At 66.5% G+C, this 17030-nt stretch carries 13 protein-coding genes; 3 read left to right on the top strand and 10 right to left on the bottom strand.

What is annotated here, in order from left to right; translation table 11 throughout:
• Positions 1-143 precede the first annotated feature (143 nt).
• The 3 genes from ilvC to ABZW16_RS10300 form a co-directional block, all read right to left on the bottom strand.
• Complete coding sequence (gene ilvC, locus ABZW16_RS10310) at positions 144-1145, bottom strand: ketol-acid reductoisomerase (RefSeq protein ID WP_354954363.1); 1002 nt, start codon at positions 1143-1145, stop codon at positions 144-146.
• Positions 1146-1394: 249 nt separating this feature from the next.
• The gene (ilvN, locus tag ABZW16_RS10305; protein WP_040693551.1) at positions 1395-1898 is read right to left on the bottom strand and encodes an acetolactate synthase small subunit; all 504 of its coding nucleotides are present in this window, start codon (positions 1896-1898) and stop codon (positions 1395-1397) included.
• Positions 1895-3823: an acetolactate synthase large subunit gene (locus ABZW16_RS10300; protein WP_354954318.1), complete on the bottom strand. Its 1929-nt coding sequence runs from the start codon at positions 3821-3823 to the stop codon at positions 1895-1897. The genes ilvN and ABZW16_RS10300 overlap by 4 nt, the downstream gene beginning before the upstream one ends.
• Before the next feature lie 332 nt (positions 3824-4155).
• Here ABZW16_RS10300 and ABZW16_RS10295 point away from each other — a divergent pair, with 332 nt between their 5' ends.
• Positions 4156-4782 (top strand): PH domain-containing protein, encoded by a 627-nt coding sequence (locus ABZW16_RS10295; RefSeq protein ID WP_354954316.1) that lies wholly within the window; start codon positions 4156-4158, stop codon positions 4780-4782.
• A gap of 336 nt (positions 4783-5118) precedes the next feature.
• Positions 5119-6960 (top strand): dihydroxy-acid dehydratase, encoded by a 1842-nt coding sequence (ilvD, locus tag ABZW16_RS10290; RefSeq protein ID WP_354954314.1) that lies wholly within the window; start codon positions 5119-5121, stop codon positions 6958-6960.
• A 203-nt stretch (positions 6961-7163) separates the two neighbouring features.
• Here the strand turns inward: ilvD and ABZW16_RS10285 are convergent, their stop codons facing one another.
• Complete coding sequence (locus ABZW16_RS10285; RefSeq protein ID WP_354954312.1) at positions 7164-8060, bottom strand: DoxX family protein; 897 nt, start codon at positions 8058-8060, stop codon at positions 7164-7166.
• Between the two features lie 111 nt (positions 8061-8171).
• Between ABZW16_RS10285 and ABZW16_RS10280 the strand changes: the two genes are divergently transcribed.
• Positions 8172-9278: a PQQ-dependent sugar dehydrogenase gene (locus tag ABZW16_RS10280; protein WP_354954310.1), complete on the top strand. Its 1107-nt coding sequence runs from the start codon at positions 8172-8174 to the stop codon at positions 9276-9278.
• A gap of 65 nt (positions 9279-9343) precedes the next feature.
• On the opposite strand, the gene gatB is transcribed toward ABZW16_RS10280, so the two are convergent.
• From gatB to ABZW16_RS10250, 6 genes are all read right to left on the bottom strand, one after another.
• Positions 9344-10849 (bottom strand): Asp-tRNA(Asn)/Glu-tRNA(Gln) amidotransferase subunit GatB, encoded by a 1506-nt coding sequence (gene gatB / locus ABZW16_RS10275; protein WP_354954308.1) that lies wholly within the window; start codon positions 10847-10849, stop codon positions 9344-9346.
• A 129-nt stretch (positions 10850-10978) separates the two neighbouring features.
• Positions 10979-12361 carry an alpha/beta fold hydrolase gene (locus tag ABZW16_RS10270; protein WP_354954306.1) on the bottom strand — a complete coding sequence of 461 codons (1383 nt, stop codon included), beginning with the start codon at positions 12359-12361 and terminating at the stop codon, positions 10979-10981.
• A 66-nt stretch (positions 12362-12427) separates the two neighbouring features.
• Entirely contained in the window at positions 12428-12871 is a 444-nt protein-coding gene (locus ABZW16_RS10265) for a hypothetical protein (protein WP_354954304.1), read from the bottom strand.
• A gap of 55 nt (positions 12872-12926) precedes the next feature.
• Complete coding sequence (locus ABZW16_RS10260; RefSeq protein WP_354954302.1) at positions 12927-13961, bottom strand: ATP-dependent 6-phosphofructokinase; 1035 nt, start codon at positions 13959-13961, stop codon at positions 12927-12929.
• A 71-nt stretch (positions 13962-14032) separates the two neighbouring features.
• Positions 14033-15898: a protein kinase gene (locus ABZW16_RS10255; RefSeq protein ID WP_354954300.1), complete on the bottom strand. Its 1866-nt coding sequence runs from the start codon at positions 15896-15898 to the stop codon at positions 14033-14035.
• A 175-nt stretch (positions 15899-16073) separates the two neighbouring features.
• Positions 16074-16958, bottom strand: a complete 885-nt coding sequence (locus ABZW16_RS10250) for a hypothetical protein (protein ID WP_354954298.1) — start codon at positions 16956-16958, stop codon at positions 16074-16076.
• Positions 16959-17030: the final 72 nt, after the last annotated feature.

Here is a 17030-nt window from a genome sequence, read left to right as displayed (position 1 = left end):
TGAAACTCCTCGACTACGAGTTCGGGTCGGGGCCGGTGCTCATGTAAGTAGCGGCAATTGCGTGGCCGCGGCATAAGCGACCACCGAAACAACAGTGGCCCACCCCGACGAATCGGAATGGGCCACTGTCGTGTTTGCGCGTATTACGCGGTTTCGGTGATCGGCCGGTCGACCCAGCTCATCAGGCCGCGCAGCTTGGCGCCGGTGACCTCGATCGGGTGTTCGGCATTGGCCTTGCGCAGCGCCTCGAGCTCCTTATTGCCGCCCTCGACATTCGCGACGAGCCGCTTGACGAAGCTGCCGTCCTGGATGTCACGCAGAATGTCCTGCATGCGCTTCTTGGTGTCGGCATCGATAACCCGCGGACCCGACAGGTAGCCACCGAATTCGGCGGTGTCGGAGACCGAGTAGTTCATCCGGGCGATGCCGCCCTCGTACATCAGATCGACGATGAGCTTGAGCTCGTGCAGCACCTCGAAGTAGGCCATCTCCGGGGCGTAGCCCGCCTCGACCATGACCTCGAAACCGGTCTTGACCAGCTCTTCGGTACCACCACAGAGCACCGCCTGCTCACCGAACAGGTCGGTCTCGGTCTCTTCCTTGAAGGTGGTCTTGATGACACCCGCGCGGGTACCGCCGATGCCCTTGGCGTAGGACAGCGCCAGCGCCTGACCCTCACCCTTCGGGTCCTGCTCGACCGCGATCAGGGCCGGAACGCCCTTGCCATCGACGAACTGACGACGCACCAGGTGGCCGGGGCCCTTCGGCGCGACCATGCCGATGGTCACATTGGCCGGGGGCTTGATCAGGCCGAAGTGGATGTTGAGGCCGTGGCCGAAGAACAGCGCGTCGCCGTCCTTCAGGTTGGGCTCGATGTCGTTGGTGAAGATCGACGCCTGAGCGGTGTCCGGGGCGAGCACCATGATCACGTCGGCCCACGCGGCGACCTCGGCCGGGGTGCCGACGGTCAGACCGGCCTCTTCGGCCTTCGGCCGCGACTTCGACCCCTCAGCGAGGCCGACGCGGACCTCAACACCGGAGTCGCGCAGGCTCAGCGAGTGCGCGTGCCCCTGGCTGCCGTAGCCGATGACAGCGACCTTGCGGCCCTGGATGATCGACAGGTCGGCGTCGTCGTCGTAGAACATCTCGACTGCCACTCTTGGTTCCCTTCGGATCGGATCATCCCCGCCGGAGCGGGGAACACCATGCTGACGCAGGTGATGAGTTTGCAAATTTCGGATCAAATCGGATCCCCCGCGTGCGCGGGGAGCGCGGCACACCGACCGTCGATCGCAGCAAGACTAGCTCGTCTTCACGATCAACCGATCAGGCACTAGCCGACCAGCCCGTTTTTGGGCTGGTCCAAAAGACACAGTGCGCCACCGCGGCGAGCGTCAGCGAGTCGCGGTGATGGATTTCGGCCCACGGCCCACGGCGACCACACCGGACTGCACGATCTCCCGGATGCCGTACGGCTCGAGCATCCGTAGCAGCGCGTCGAGCTTGGACCGGGTTCCGGTCGCCTCGACGGTGAGCGCGTCCGGCGAGACATCGATCACCTTCGCCCGGAAGAGCGTAACCGCCTCGATGACCTGGGTACGCACGCTGGCGTCCGCACGCACCTTCACCAGGATCAGTTCGCGGGCGACCGAGGTGTCGGCATCCTGCTCCACGATCTTGATGACATTGACCAGCTTGTTGAGCTGCTTGGTGACCTGCTCGAGCGGCAGGTCCTCGACGGTGACGACGATGGTCATGCGCGAGATCTCCGGGATCTCGGTGCCACCGACGGCCAGCGATTCGATATTGAAGCCACGGCGGGAGAACAGCGCCGCGACCCGGGCCAGCACGCCCGGCTTGTCCTCGACCAGGACGCTCAGGGTGTGAGTGGTACTCACTGATCGGTCCCCTTGTTCTTCTCGTGCGACATCGCCTCATGGATGACGGCGGGCTCGGCGGCCTGCTCGTCCTCATCGAAGAGCGGGCGGATGCCGCGCGCGGCCATGATCTCGTCATTGCTGGTGCCCGCGGCGACCATCGGCCACACCTGGGCGTCCTTGCCGACGATGAAGTCGATCACCACGGGACGGTCGTTGATGGACTGCGCCTCGCGGATGGCGGCCTCGACGTCCTCCTCACGCTCGACCCGGATGCCGTGGCAGCCGAGGGCTTCGGCGAGTTTGACGAAATCGGGGATGCGCAGGGTATGCGTGCCGAGATCGGTGTTGGAGTAGCGCTCCTCGTAGAACAGGGTCTGCCACTGGCGGACCATGCCGAGGTTGCCGTTGTTGATCAGTGCGACCTTGATCGGCACGCCCTCGACGGCACAGGTGGCCAACTCCTGGTTGGTCATCTGGAAGCAGCCGTCACCGTCGACCGCCCACACCTCTTTATCGGGTGCGCCCATCTTGGCGCCCATGGCCGCCGGAACGGCGTAGCCCATGGTGCCGAGACCACCGGAATTCAGCCAGGTGCGCGGCTTTTCGTACTTGATGAACTGCGCGGCCCACATCTGGTGCTGACCGACGCCGGCACAGTAGATGGCGTCGGGACCGGCCAGACGACCGAGCGCCTCGATGACGAACTCCGGCGACAGCGAACCGTCGCTGGGCGTCGTCCAGCCGAGCGGGTAGCCCTTGCGGATGCCGTCGAGGTACTGCCACCAATCGGTGAGATCCAGCTTCGGCGGGCCGGAGGGGTCGGCCTTGAGCGTCTCGATCAGTTCGACGATCACCTCGCGGCAGTCGCCGACGATCGGGACGTCCGCGTGGCGGTTCTTGCCGATCTCGGCCGGGTCGATATCGGCGTGGATCACCTTGGCGTCGGGCGCGAAGGAATCCAGCTGACCGGTGACACGGTCGTCGAAGCGCGCGCCGAGGGTGATCAGCAGATCGGACCTCTGCAGCGCGGCGACCGCGCCGACGGTGCCGTGCATGCCGGGCATGCCCATGTTGAGGTGGTGGCTGTCCGGGAACGCACCACGCGCCATCAGGGTGGTGACCACCGGGATACCGGTCAGCTCGGCCAGTTCCAGCAGCTGCGGTGACGCGTCGGCCTTGATCACGCCGCCACCGACGTAGAGCACCGGCTGCTTGGCCTCAGAGATCATCCGAGCGGCCTCGCGCACCTGCTTGCCGTGCGGCTTGGTCACCGGACGGTAGCCGGGCAGCCGCATCTCCGGCGGCCAGCTGAAGGTGGTCTGTGCCTGCAGCACATCCTTGGGGATGTCGACGAGCACCGCACCCGGGCGACCGGAGGCGGCAAGGTAGAAGGCCTCCGCGATGATGCGCGGGATATCGACACCCTCGGTGATGAGGAAGTTGTGCTTGGTGATCGGCATGGTGATGCCGGAAATATCGGCTTCCTGGAACGCGTCGGTGCCGATCAGCCCGCGTCCGACCTGGCCGGTAATGGCAACGATCGGGACCGAGTCCATCTGCGCGTCGGCGATCGGGGTGACCAGGTTCGTCGCGCCCGGACCCGAGGTGGCCATGCAGACGCCGACCTTGCCGGTGGCCTGCGCATAACCGGTCGCCGCGTGACCCGCGCCCTGTTCGTGCCGGACGAGGACGTGACGGACCTTGGTGGAATCGAAGAGCGGGTCGTAGACCGGGAGAATCGCGCCGCCGGGAATGCCGAATACCGTGTCGACGCCGAGCTCCTCCAGGGAGCGGACGACGGACTGCGCGCCGGTGACCCGCTCGGGCGGGACCTGGCGGCGGTTCGCCGCGGTCGTCGGACTACCAGCGGCCACGGCCGGCTGATTCGCCGAAGGCGCTGGCCTGCGGGCCGAGGGCCCGGGCCGTGCGGTTGGTGCACTCACCGTCTTCGTTCCTAACTGTTCGTACTAGACCCCGGACAATTGTGCTTGCACGTGGTGCCTTGCGAAGCGGCCACGTGCCAGGACTTTTGTCCCGAACACAAAAAAGCCCCCGACAGCGCAGGGCTGTTCGAGGGTGGCGCGTCGCAACGCGAGCTGACGTATTCGACTCAGGTAGTCAGGCTCAACGCTGGACGCGCCGGCCGATTACGAGCAACTCGATTCGATTCACGCGCATGACGGTATGTGTGCGCGAGTCGATCAGTCAAACAGGTCTCATTATGTGAGACCGAGCGGGTGCTCGAGTCCGTTCACCATGATGCGAGGATGGTGGTGTGTCATCACCGCATCAGTCCGTGCCACCGGCTAAATCGTCCCATACGCCCGCGGCGGGATCGGAGACGGGTAGTTCGCCGGAACCGACCGAGCCGAAGCAGACGGCGCAGGTCATCCGCATTACACAGATGGCCTATCTCGGTGTGGTCGTCTTGCTGTTCTGCGTATTCTTCGCCTTCGTCGGCTGGCCGGTCGGGCTGTGGTGGCTACTGCTGCTGCCGGTCGCGGCGGCGGTGTGGATCGCGCGCACGCGCACCACGGTGTCGGAAGACGGGTTGGATCTGCGCACTGTTTTCGGTTCGCGACACCTCGACTGGGCACAGGTCGCGGGCGTCAGCATTCCCAAGCGCGGGTTCGTGCGTGCCCATCTCACCGATGACAGGGATGTGAAACTCCCCGCGGTCAGCTATGACCGACTGCGCGATCTGATCCGGGCGTCGAACGGGCGGATTCCGGATCTGTTCGCGGCGGAGGCCGCCGCGCGGGAGGCCGAGCGCGAGTCCGAGGCGAAGACGGCCGAGGCGTCTGCCGCCGATACCGAAGCACCTGCCGCCGATACCAAGGCATCTGCCGCCGAGGCCGAGGCACGCGACTCCCAGACCGAGGCACGCGACTCCGACTCGTAGCGATTCACCGGCAGCGGGAAGAGCCACCGCCGCCGGTAGGCTCGCTGACGGATGCGCGGTCCGGTGACCGCGTCGGACGGACAATCCCCGCCCGCGCGCACCGGACCGGTGGATACCGACGGTGCCGGAGCGGACACGGCCGATGACACCGTCCGCGCCGACGACACCCTCGCGGCGACACCATCCCGAACCACAGACCGATGGCGATCAGCGCCGTCGACCGCCACGAAAAGCCCGCCCGCGCGCGGGAGTAACGTGGTCGGTCGTTGAATTTGCTCATTGAGCGAACTCCGCGCAGTCGCACATCAGCCCCCGCGACCTCCCGAGGATCGATACATGCCACCGCTTCGTTCACGCACAACCACCATCGGCCGCAATGCCGCAGGCGCGCGCGCACTCTGGCGCGCCACCGGTATGACCGACACCGACTTCGGCAAGCCGATCGTCGCCATCGCGAACTCCTACACCCAGTTCGTACCGGGCCACGTGCATTTGAAGAATGTCGGTGAGATCGTCGCCGACGCGGTGCGCGCCGCGGGCGGTGTGCCACGGGAGTTCCACACCATCGCGGTCGACGACGGCATCGCGATGGGCCACGGCGGCATGCTCTACTCGCTGCCCTCGCGCGAGATCATCGCCGATTCGGTCGAATACATGGCCAATGCGCACACCGCCGACGCGCTGGTGTGCATCTCCAACTGCGACAAGATCACGCCGGGCATGCTCAATGCCGCCATGCGCCTGAACATTCCGGCCGTCTTCGTCTCCGGTGGGCCGATGGAGGCCGGTAAGGCCGTGGTCGTCGGCGGTGTCGCGCAGGCGCCGACCGATCTGATCACCGCGATCGCGGCCAGCGCCAATATGAACGTCAGCGAGGAAGGACTCAGCGAGGTCGAGCGCAGCGCCTGCCCGACCTGTGGTTCCTGCTCCGGCATGTTCACCGCGAATTCGATGAACTGCCTCACCGAGGCGCTCGGACTCGCGCTGCCCGGCAACGGGTCGACGCTGGCCACCCATGCGGCCCGCCACGCGCTGTTCGAGAGGGCCGGCACGGTGATCGTCGATATCGCCAATCGCTGGTACCGCGAGGACGACGCATCGGTGCTGCCCCGGAATGTGGCCGATGCCAAGGCCTTCCGCAATGCGATGGCCCTGGACGTGGCGATGGGTGGTTCCACCAATACCGTGCTGCACACCCTGGCCGCCGCGCAGGAGGGTGAGATCGACTTCGATCTGCAGACCATCGACGAGATATCTCGCAAAGTGCCGTGCCTGTCCAAGGTGTCGCCCAATTCCGACTACCACATGGAAGATGTGCATCGCGCCGGCGGCATTCCGGCCATCCTCGGCGAGCTGCGCCGCGCCGGTCTGCTGGAGACCGACGTGACCACGGTGCACACCGCCAGCCTCGACGAATGGCTCGACACCTGGGATATTCGCTCCGGCAAGGCATCCGAGGAAGCCATCGAACTGTTCCACGCCGCACCCGGCGGCGTGCGCACCACCGAGCCGTTCTCCACGAACAACCGCTGGTCGTCGCTGGACACCGACGCCGAGGGCGGCTGCATCCGCGATAAGGCGCATGCCTACACCGTCGAGGGTGGTCTGGTTGTCCTGCGCGGCAATATCGCTCCCGATGGCGCGATCCTCAAGACCGCGGGCATCGACGAGGAACTGTTCGCCTTCCAGGGCCCGGCCGTGGTGGTCGAATCCCAGGAGGCCGCGGTCTCGGCGATCCTCGGCAAGCAGATCAAGCCGGGCGATGTGATCGTGGTCCGCTACGAGGGTCCCAAGGGTGGGCCCGGTATGCAGGAGATGTTGCACCCCACCGCATTCCTCAAGGGTGCGGGCCTCGGCAAGGAGTGTGCGCTGATCACCGACGGCCGGTTCTCCGGCGGCACCTCCGGCCTGTCTATCGGCCACATGTCCCCCGAGGCCGCCGCGGGCGGCGCGGTCGGCCTGATCGAGGACGGCGATCAGATCCGCATCGACGTCAAGACCCGTACCCTCGAGGTACTGGTGGACGAGGCGACCCTGGCCGAGCGACGCGCGAAAATGGATGCCTCCGAACGCCCTTGGCAGCCGGTCGACCGTATCCGCCCGGTCACCACCGCCCTTCGTGCCTACGCAGCCCTGGCCACCTCGGCCGACAAAGGCGCGGTTCGCCAGGTACCGTAAACCCGTGCGGCTCAATTGAATACGAACGGCGTTCCTCGTGTGCATGCGAGGAACGCCGTTCGTATCTCAGTGACAACTGATTTCGTCAGGACATGGGTAACTCGTCGGGTACCCCCGAAACCCAGCGGGGCACCCAACGCAGGACCTGAACGCGGGCCGCGTGGGCACCCAACTGGTATGGCCTGAATATTCGGGGAGGCGGATCAGAACGGACCAATGCCAGTTAGCGGGTTGCCGCCGTGCAGCCAATACCAGGTGCCGATGGCGGCGGCGATCGCGAGGATCAGAACGACGAAGGAGCCGAAGGCGGGGCGGGTGGCCCAGCCGCGGTTGCGGTCGAAGGATAGGCGGCCCGGGCCGGTCAGCAGCAGGACGACGGCGGTGCCCGCGAGGATGGACTCCAGCTCGACGCCGCTCTTGACCGAGGACTTGTACTGGAAGCCCGCAACCATGCCCTGCTTCCACAGCCACGCGTCGATGATCACCGCCAGTACCGCGCCCGCGGCCAACGGACTGGCCAGGCCGAGTACGAGCAGTGCGCCACCGCCGAGTTCACCGGCGATGACCAGGATGGTGGACAGCGTCGCGTGGTCCCAGCCGCCAGCGGCCATCATGTCGCGGGTGCCGTCCAGGCCGGGTCCGTTGAACCAGCCGGTGAGCTTCTGCAGGCCGTGATAGATGAAGGTGCCGCCGACCACCAGCCGCAGCACGAACAGGCCGAGATCGAGTGTGCCGCGGCGGACATCGCCATTGCGGCGGCGCAGCGGGCGGCTCGGCTCGCCAGGACCGTTCGATGCGGGCGGGATGCTGGCGTAGGCGTAGGCGGCGTTCGCGGTGTCATTGGCCCTGGTTTGTTCGCCGACCGAGGGGATCTCGGGATCGAGACCGAGCTCCTCTTCCGTGCGCGGCACGTCTTTCGTCAGTTCGGGACCTCGGCCGCTCGGCGGGGTATCGGAGGGCAGGTTCAGTCTGGGCATCACGCCGGTGGGTGAATCGTAGGGGCTGGTCACGCCACGACCGGTGGATGACACCGCCGACTGCTCATCCGTCAGCGCGCCCTCGATGCTGGGCGCGGATGTGTCTTTCGGCTTCTCGGTCACGGTCGATACCCTATGCCGCCGCGCGCGCCGGTGTGCGGTGCGCATGCGACGGCGTGTCCGTTTCTCGACCCGGAGCAGCACATCGGCTGCGGTTTCCGTAACGTCTGAACCATGAGTTTGGTTGTCGTGGGCCGTATCGCCCTGAGCCTGGCGCTGGGCTCCGTCCTGCTGGTCGGCTGCGCTCGGTTCGACGATTCCGCCTCCAGCCCCTTCACACCTGAACCGACCTTCAGCCCCGCCGAGCCCAAAACGCCGCAGCAGAATCCCTCGCCGCGTCCGCGCCCGACCGGTCCGTGCATCGATCCGGACCCGAATGTGATCACGACCTGCCTGGACTCCACCGGCGGGATCATCGCGTTCGGCGAGGACGCCATGGTCGCCGAGCGGCGCACCGGTCGCATCTACAAGACCGTCGCGGTGGATCCGAGCGATCCGCAGTCGCCTCCGGTCTTGGTCAACCAGGTCGACGTGGACGGCTCCGGTGACGGCGGCATCACCGATATCGCGCTCTCGCCGACCTACCGCGAGGACGGACTCATCTACGCCTACATCACCACCGCGACCGACAACCGGGTGGTGCGCATCGCCGAGAACGGCCCGCCGAAGGACATCCTGACCGGAATTCCGAAGGGGTCCGTCGGCAATCACGGTGCGCTGGAATTCGTCTCGCCGACCGAACTGCTGGTGCTGACCGGCAATGCGGGTAATCCCGGTCTGGCCAGCGCTCCGTCGTCGCTGGCTGGCAAGGTACTGCGGATCAACTCGCCGTCACCCGGCGCCAATCCGGAGGTCGTGGTCTCCGGTCTCGGCATCGCGGGCGATCTCTGCGATGACGGCAAGGACAGCGTCTGGATCACCGACCGCACCGCGACCGAGGACCGGCTGCAGCACCTGGCCAAGGACGGAACCGTCACTACCGCCTGGACCTGGCCGGACCGGCCCGGCGTCGCGGGCTGCGCGGCCGGTCCGGATGTGGTGGCCATCGCAATGTCGGGGGCGAAGGCGCTCGCCATCGCGAATCCGGATGCGAACACCCACGCGGTGACCGCCGCGCCGACCTTCATCGTGCAGGACAAATACGGCAGGCTCGGCGGGGCGGCGGCCGGTGGTGACGGCACCATCTGGGCGACCACGGTCAACAATGACGACAATCACGGCCCCTTTGACGATCGGGTGATCAAGATCCCGCCGCCGTCGTCGGGCATCGGCCCGGACTAGCAAGCCCATACGCGACTGGACCGGTCCCGAAGGACCGGTCCAGTCGCGTTGGCGGCAGCCGAAACTCAGGCGCACGCCGCGAGCACGAGTTCGCGTACTCGCGCCGCGTCCGCTTGGCCGCGGGTGGCCTTCATGACATCACCGACGATCTTGCCAGCGGCCTGCACCTTGCCCGAACGGATCTTCTCGGCGATATCCGGATTGGCCTCCAGTGCCTTCTGCACCTCGGCCTGCAGCGCGGTCTCGTCGCTGACCATGCCGAGGCCCTTGGCCTCGACGATCTGCGCCGGATCGCCCGCACCCGCCAACACGAAGTCGACAACCTGCTTGGCGACCTTGTTGTTCACCGTCTTCGATTCGACGAGCTTGATCACCTCGGCCACCTGGGCGGGCGTGATCGGCAGGTCCTCCAGCGAAACCTCACGCTCCTTGGCCTTTTCGGTGAGGTAGGCGACCCACCACGACCTGGCGTCGTTGACCGGGGCGCCCGCGTCGACGGTGGCGATGATGAGATCCAGCGCGCCCGCGTTGACCAGGTCGCGCATGACCTCATCGGACAGCTCCCAGTCGGACTGGATGCGCGCGCGGCGCAACCACGGGTACTCCGGAATGGTGCCGCGCAGCTGCTGCACCCAATCCTCGGCGGGCGCAACGGGTTCCAGGTCCGGCTCGGGGAAGTAGCGGTAATCCTCCGAGGTTTCCTTTACCCGGCCGGACGAGGTGGTGCCGTCGGCCTCGTTGAAGTGCCTGGTCTCCTGCAGGATCGAGCCGCCGTCGGCGAGAATAGCGGCCTGCCGGCGCATTTCGAAGCGGACCGCGACCTCGACGCTCTTGAGCGAGTTGACGTTCTTGGTCTCGGTGCGGGTGCCGAATTCCGTTGCGCCGATGGGCATCAGCGAGACATTGGCATCGCAGCGCAGCGAGCCCTGCTCCATCTTGACGTCGGATACCTGCAGCGACTTCAGAACTTCACGCAATGCGGTCACATACGCGCGCGCCACCTCCGGCGCCCGCTCCCCCGTGCCGGTGACCGGCTTGGTGACGATCTCGATGAGCGGCACTCCGGCCCGGTTGTAGTCCAGCAGCGAATGGCTCGCGCCGTGGATGCGACCGGTCGCGCCACCGATGTGGGTGGACTTGCCGGTGTCCTCCTCCATATGCGCGCGCTCGATCTCGACGCGGAAGGTACTGCCGTCGTCGAGCACAACGTCGAGGTGTCCGTTGGTGGCGATCGGCTCGTCGTACTGGCTGATCTGGTAGTTCTTCGGCTGATCCGGGTAGAAGTAGTTCTTGCGCGCGAAGCGGCCCCACGGGGTGATCGAGCAATTCAGCGCCAGTCCGATCCGAACCGCCGACTCCACGGCCTGCTGGTTCACCACCGGCAGCGAGCCGGGTAGACCGAGGCATACCGGGCATACCTGAGTGTTGGGAGCCGCGCCGAACTCGGTCGGGCAACCGCAGAACATCTTGGTCGCGGTGTTGAGCTCGACGTGAACCTCCATACCGAGCACCGGCTCGAACCGGTCGATGACATCGGCATAGTTCATCAAGTCGACGGTGGGTGCACTCATGACTCCGCCTCGCTGACGCTCGGCTCCGTCATGACCGCACCCATGGCGGCTGTGCCGATTGTTCGCTCGCTGCGCTCGCTCATAGCGATCAGTCTATTGACCCGCTCACCGGCCCCGCCACGCGGTTGGTCAGCGGGTCAGGGCGTGCTGCGACAGCCACGCGGTGACGTAGCCGAGGACCTCGGGCGAGATGGTGGTTTCGATGGTGGTGTACTCGCTGGGCAGGCCGGAGTTCGCGGGTTGCATGAGGTGGTTGAGGCCGGGGAACACGTGCACGGTGGCGTCGGGATCGGCGGCGAGGTGATCGCGCATCGGCGGTTCGTTCTGGGTGGCGAGCACCTGCAGGTCCTTGGTGCCGAAGAACGCGAGGACGGGGATGTGCAGGGCCGAGAGTGCGGGCGCCGGATCATAACTGATGAAGGCCGCCATATAGGGCGTGTTGTAGGCGTTGAGCACGTCGGCGGACGCGCGCTGCTCCGGCGGGAGGGACTCGTTGTGCCGTTGGCTGAGATCCTTGGCTCCCGCGAGATCGCCGGAGCGGATCAGGTTGGTCCAGTCGGTGATGTAGGCGACCTGCTCATCCACCCGCGACTGCGGTGCGCCGGCCGCGGTCAGCAGTGCGCGGTTCTGTTCGATCAGCACCTCCCAGCCCGGTACCGACGGACCGGCCATCAGGATCGCGAAGGCGATGCTGCTGTCCGGGCGCGCGGCCACCAGCGGTGCGAGGTAGCCGCCCTCGCTGTGGCCGAACAGGCCGATGTGGGCCGGGTCGATGTCCGGACGGGCACGCAGGAACTTCACACCGGCCGCGGCGTCATCGGCGAGGTCGGTGTAGTTGGCGTCGTCGAGTTTGCCGCTGGTGCCGCCGACGCCGCGGTCATCGGTGCGCAGTACGGCGTAGCCCGCGCGGGTGAACGTATCGGCCAGCAGCAGAAAAGGCTTGTGGCCCATGAGTTCTTCGTTGCGGTCCTGTGCGCCGCTGCCGGAGATCAGCAGAATCGCCGGAAACGGTCCGTTGCCCTCGGGCTCGGTCAGTGTGCCCGCGATGGTGATATCGCCATTGCGGTAGGTGACATCCTCGGATCGATACGGATACGGCGGTTTCGGCTCCTGTGGGCGCGTGGCCTGCTCGACCTTGCCCGGTTGCAGCGTCAGCGGCAGGCTCTGCCCCGCCTGCCGGAACTCGCCGACGATACGGTCGGAACCCTTGTCGAATTTGCCCGCGAATGCCGGATCGCCCGGCACGTCGGGAATCGCGAATGCCACCCGATCCGGTTGCGTGGAAACATCTTTCAACTGCGCGCCGTGCACACCCTGTAGCGGAATGTCGATGGTGGCGCTGCCGTTATCGGCGAAGCTCACCCCGACCGACAGCTGCGCGCCGGGCGCTTCGATGGCGCCGTGCCAGTCTCCGGTGAGCGAGGGCGGCGCACCCTTATCGGATGACGAGCACCCCACCACCACGGTGACGATCAGGAACACAACCGAGACGAACCATCGCCCACTGCGCATGCCGCAAGACTACCGACCCCTGCGACCGGTTCCGGCGAAAACACGGTGCCGACAGCACCGCACTCCTCACGCCCCGCGCGCGTATCGAACCGCCGCGGCGATCGCTTCCATATCGAGTTCCAGCGTGGGGTCGTCCTCCTGCGCATCCTGGAATTCCAGGAGCGCATCCGGTACGCCGCCGCGCCGCGCGACCGCCAGCAGTTCCCGGCGCACGAAGGCACCGAGCGGCAGTTCGGCGGCCCGAGCCCGGCGGCCGAACATGCCGAGCACGTCGGCGGGCAGGTCGTATACCTGGATGAGCGTCAGTGCCGCGGAGTCGAATGCCGGGGTCAGATCACGGCCCTGGGACTCCAGGAATTCCACGATCGTGTCCACCGAAGTTCGCCTGCGCGCCATCGCGATCAGTTCCTGACGAACGACATCCTCGACCGCTATACCCGCGGCACGGGCACGGCGGCGGAACACCGCGACAGCATCGGTGGGCAGATCGGATACCCGGAGTTGAGCCACGGTGACCAGAGTAGCTGTGCCACAACCGATTCGGCAGGTCTCGATTGTGCAACAACTAGCCGAAAAACGCCTCGGCTTCGCGATATCGATCCTCGGGTACGCGCTTGAGCTGCTTGGTTGCCTCGGATAACGGCACCAAATCGATGGAAGTGCCGTGCAGCGCGACCATTTGACCGAAATGCCCGGCATGTACGGCCTCGGCGGCGTGCAATCCGAAGCGGGTGGCCAGCACCCGGTCGTACGGGGTCGGGCTGCCGCCGCGCTGGACGTGGCCGAGCACCGTGGTGCGGACCTCCTTGCCGATGCGGCGTTCGATCTCGGGGCCGAGCTGCTGGGCGACACCGGTGAACCGCTCGTGGCCGAATTCGTCGATACCCCCTTCGCGCAGCGCGAAACCGGTATCGGGGGCGGGATGCGCGCCCTCGGCAACCACGCAGATGAAATGCTTATCGCCGCGCTGGAAGCGGCGCTTGATCATCGTGCACACCTCGTCCACATCGAAGGGCACCTCGGGGACCAGTGTCAGATGTGCGCCCGCCGCCATGCCCGAGTTGATCGCGATCCAGCCCGCGTGCCGACCCATCACCTCGACCAGCATGACGCGCTGATGCGATTCCGCGGTGGTGTGCAGCCGGTCGATCGCCTCGGAGGCGATGGACAGCGCGGTGTCGTGGCCGAAAGTGACATCGGTGCAGTCGATGTCGTTATCGATGGTCTTCGGTACGCCGACCACCGGGACGCCCTCATCGGACAGCCAACTGGCCGCGGTGAGCGTGCCTTCGCCGCCGATGGGGATCAGCGCCTCGATGCCGTTGTCGTCGAGGGTCCGCTTGATCTGGTCCAATCCGGCGCGCAGCTTATCGGGATTGGTACGGGCGGTGCCGAGCATGGTGCCGCCCTTGGTGAGCAGGCGGTCGGTGCGATCGTCGTTGTGGATGGTGATCTTTCGATTTTCCAGTAGGCCGCGCCAGCCGTCCTCGAAGCCGATGATCGCGTCGCCGTAGCGTCCGTTCGCGGTGCGAACGATGGCACGGATGACCGCGTTCAGTCCTGGACAGTCGCCGCCTCCGGTCAAGACTCCGATGCGCATGGCGCATATCTTGCACCGCTTTGCGCGATCATGTAGCCGCACCCCCATGAACCTTGGGTAACGGCTATGCCTCAATACACATAGACAATCGCGTTCTCGCCGCCGCTACAGGTCGCGAATTGATCACCAGCGGTGCAATTCATTGTGTAGTCGCGATTGCTGACCGGGCTGTGCGCAATGATCGAGCGGTCGGTGATGGCGGTGTCGCCACCGTCGGCGTACGCCTTGCGTACCTCCTCGGCGAAGGCGCAGCTGGTGACCGTTGTGCCGATCGCGGACGACGTGAAGCGGCCGAGGGCCGGATAGAGCTGGGCGCACGGCTTGGCCCCTGCGGGTAGGGGTAGGCGGGCGGACATGGTCGTCGTGGTCGGCTGCGCGGAATGCTCGCCGAAACCGTTGCGCACATACCAGCCGACAGCGCCCGCGATGACGAGGACCACCAGTGCCGCGACGATCCACCCGACGCGCCGCGATCGGCGCGCGGACGTCGGTGACCGATCCGGTGGATACGGTGCGTCGGATTGGGGCATCGGCATGCCGGAGGTTTTCGCGAGGGCCTCGGTGGTGGCGTCGAGTATCGGATCCGATGGATGCCGGGGCACGATCGTCGACTCCAGCCCGGTGATCGGCTGCGGGCCGCTGGTTGAATGCGGGCTGCCGGTCGGGTGTGGGCCACCGGTTGGATGCGGCCTGCTGGGTGCCTGTGGCCCCTTGGTCGACTGCGGCACACCAGGTGACTGCGACCCCTTGGTCGACGGCGGCACACCAGGTGACTGCGACCCCTTGGTCGACTGCGGCACACCAGGTGACTGCGACCCCTTGGTCGACTGCGGCACACCGGGTGACTGCGGCCCACTGGTCGACTGGTGCCCCCTGGTCGGCTGCGGCTCGGCGATCGGTCGTGGCCCACTGATCAATGGCGATCCCGCCACCGATTGCGGCCCACCCGCCGACCGCGGCCCTCCTGGCGAGGACGGTCCGCCTGTCGACTGGCGACCCACCGCCGATTCGGGTCCGAATGCCGGAAATACGATGGTGGCCGGGGCGCGCGACGGGCGCTGGGATATCTGTGCGGTCGGCAATTCCGAATTCGGCAGCGACGATGTGCCCGAGACCGCCGCCCTGGCCGCCGCCGCCAGCGCACCGGCCGTCGGGTAGCGATCGGCGGGCTCCTTGGCCATGCCGCGCGAGATCACCTCGTCCAGTGCGGCGGGCAGTTCGGCACGCATGGTGGTCGGCCGTGGTGGCGGTGTCGAAAGATGAGCCCGGATAAGCGAACTCATGCCGTCCGATGGGAAAGGTTGGGCGCCGGTGAGGCATTCGAACAGCACGCAGGCCAGTGAGTAGACGTCGGCGGTGCCGCCGATCGGGGTGATATCGAATCGTTCCGGCGCGATATAGCTATAGGAGCCGATGGCCTGGCCGGTCGCGGTCACGCTCGGATCGCTTTCGGAGCGGGCGATGCCGAAATCGGCGAGGTACGCAAAATCCGAGGGAGTGACCAGAATATTGGCCGGTTTGACGTCGCGATGCACCAAACCCTCGGCATGCGCGGCATCGAGCGCGGCCGCGACCTGTTCGATGATGCCGACCGCGCGAGCGGGGCTCAGCGGACCCTTGTCCCGCAGCACCGAGCGCAGATCACTGCCGCGAACCAGTCGCATATCGATATAGAGGACACTCTCGATCTCGCCCCAGTCGTGGATCGGGATGACGTGCGGTTCGGCCAGCCGGGCGGCAACCCGGGATTCCTGCCGGAACCGCCGCTGGAACCGCGGATCGCCCGCCAGTCCCACCGGCAGCAGTTTGACCGCAACCACCCGGTCCTTGACCGTGTCGTATGCCTCGTAGACCTCCCCCATACCGCCGCGGCCGAGCAGGGCGCGCAATTCGTAGGGGCCGAATCGCGTACCGGCCCGCGACTCCGTGTCGTCCACCCCGTTTACCTCCACCTCGCGGCCACGACCCCACAGTCGTGGTCCGGCGACCTCATCCGATAAGTCGGGATTGTCGGGTGCCGCCGTTACCCGGTCCAGTGTGCGCGCTCAGGTCGCCGCCTGCGCAGCCATCAAGGCCGCGCAGGCGAACGCCGTTGTATGGCACCGCGCCCGATCAGGAACAGGCGCCACCGGATAGTTCATCGAGATGCTGTGAGATCACCGTGGCCAGCCGATCCAGGATGTTCATACCGTCGGAGAATGAGCCCGAATCGGGTTGTACGGCAATGGCGATCGCTATCCGACCGCCCGGTCCCTCGATCAGACCGAACTGACGAACCAAATAGGAGCCGGAGGTATCGGGGCCCCAGCCGCCCTTGAATTCCGCGCCGGCGAGCCCGCCGAGGCCCCAGCGCTGACTCGACGTGATCTGCTCCATCAGGTCGATCACACCCGCGGCCTGTGGCAGACACGGTAGTCGGGAGGCGAATCTGACCTGCTCGGTCAGCGCCCAGTCCGCCTGCCCGAATGCCGAGGCATCCGATCGGACCTTGGTGGCGGGCACCGTGGTCTTGGTATCGCCGCCCTCGCGCAGGACGGTCTCGACCGCCTTGGCCGCATCCTGGCCGGTACCGAGCGACTGCCAGAGGGTATCCGCCGCCGCATTGTCGGACTGGGTGATCGCAGCGGTCGCCGCATAGCTCGAACTCGTCGAGCTCTTGCGAAATGCGGCGATCGTCAACGGAACCTTCATCGTCGACCAGGCGGGTCCGGTGGTCCAGTCGCCGAAGGTCACCATCTTCTGGCCGCCGACCGGCATGACCGCCATGCCGAGCTTGCCGTGCACACTCACCTGCAGTTCCTGGAATCCGGCCGCCAGCGTGCCCGGCACGGTGAAGGACAGTTGCTGCTGGTCGGTATGCGCCGCGGCCGCGGTGATGCTGGTCTGCGCTACCGAATTCCTACCGGTGTCCGCACCGCATCCGACCAGGACGAGCAGTCCGGTCAGCGCGGTACCGCCGACTGCCATCCGCAGGCGCCGGGTTCGATCAAAATACATACTTCGACACATTCTCGTTTCGAACTCCCCCGGGTTTCGATGTCAATACGGCATCCCGACACCGTACTTGGC

Source organism: Nocardia sp. NPDC004604 (assembly GCF_040609795.1).
Lineage (GTDB): Bacteria > Actinomycetota > Actinomycetes > Mycobacteriales > Mycobacteriaceae > Nocardia.
The sequence above is the reverse complement of the archived record's forward strand: the minus strand, read 5'-3'. Positions and strand labels throughout refer to the sequence as shown.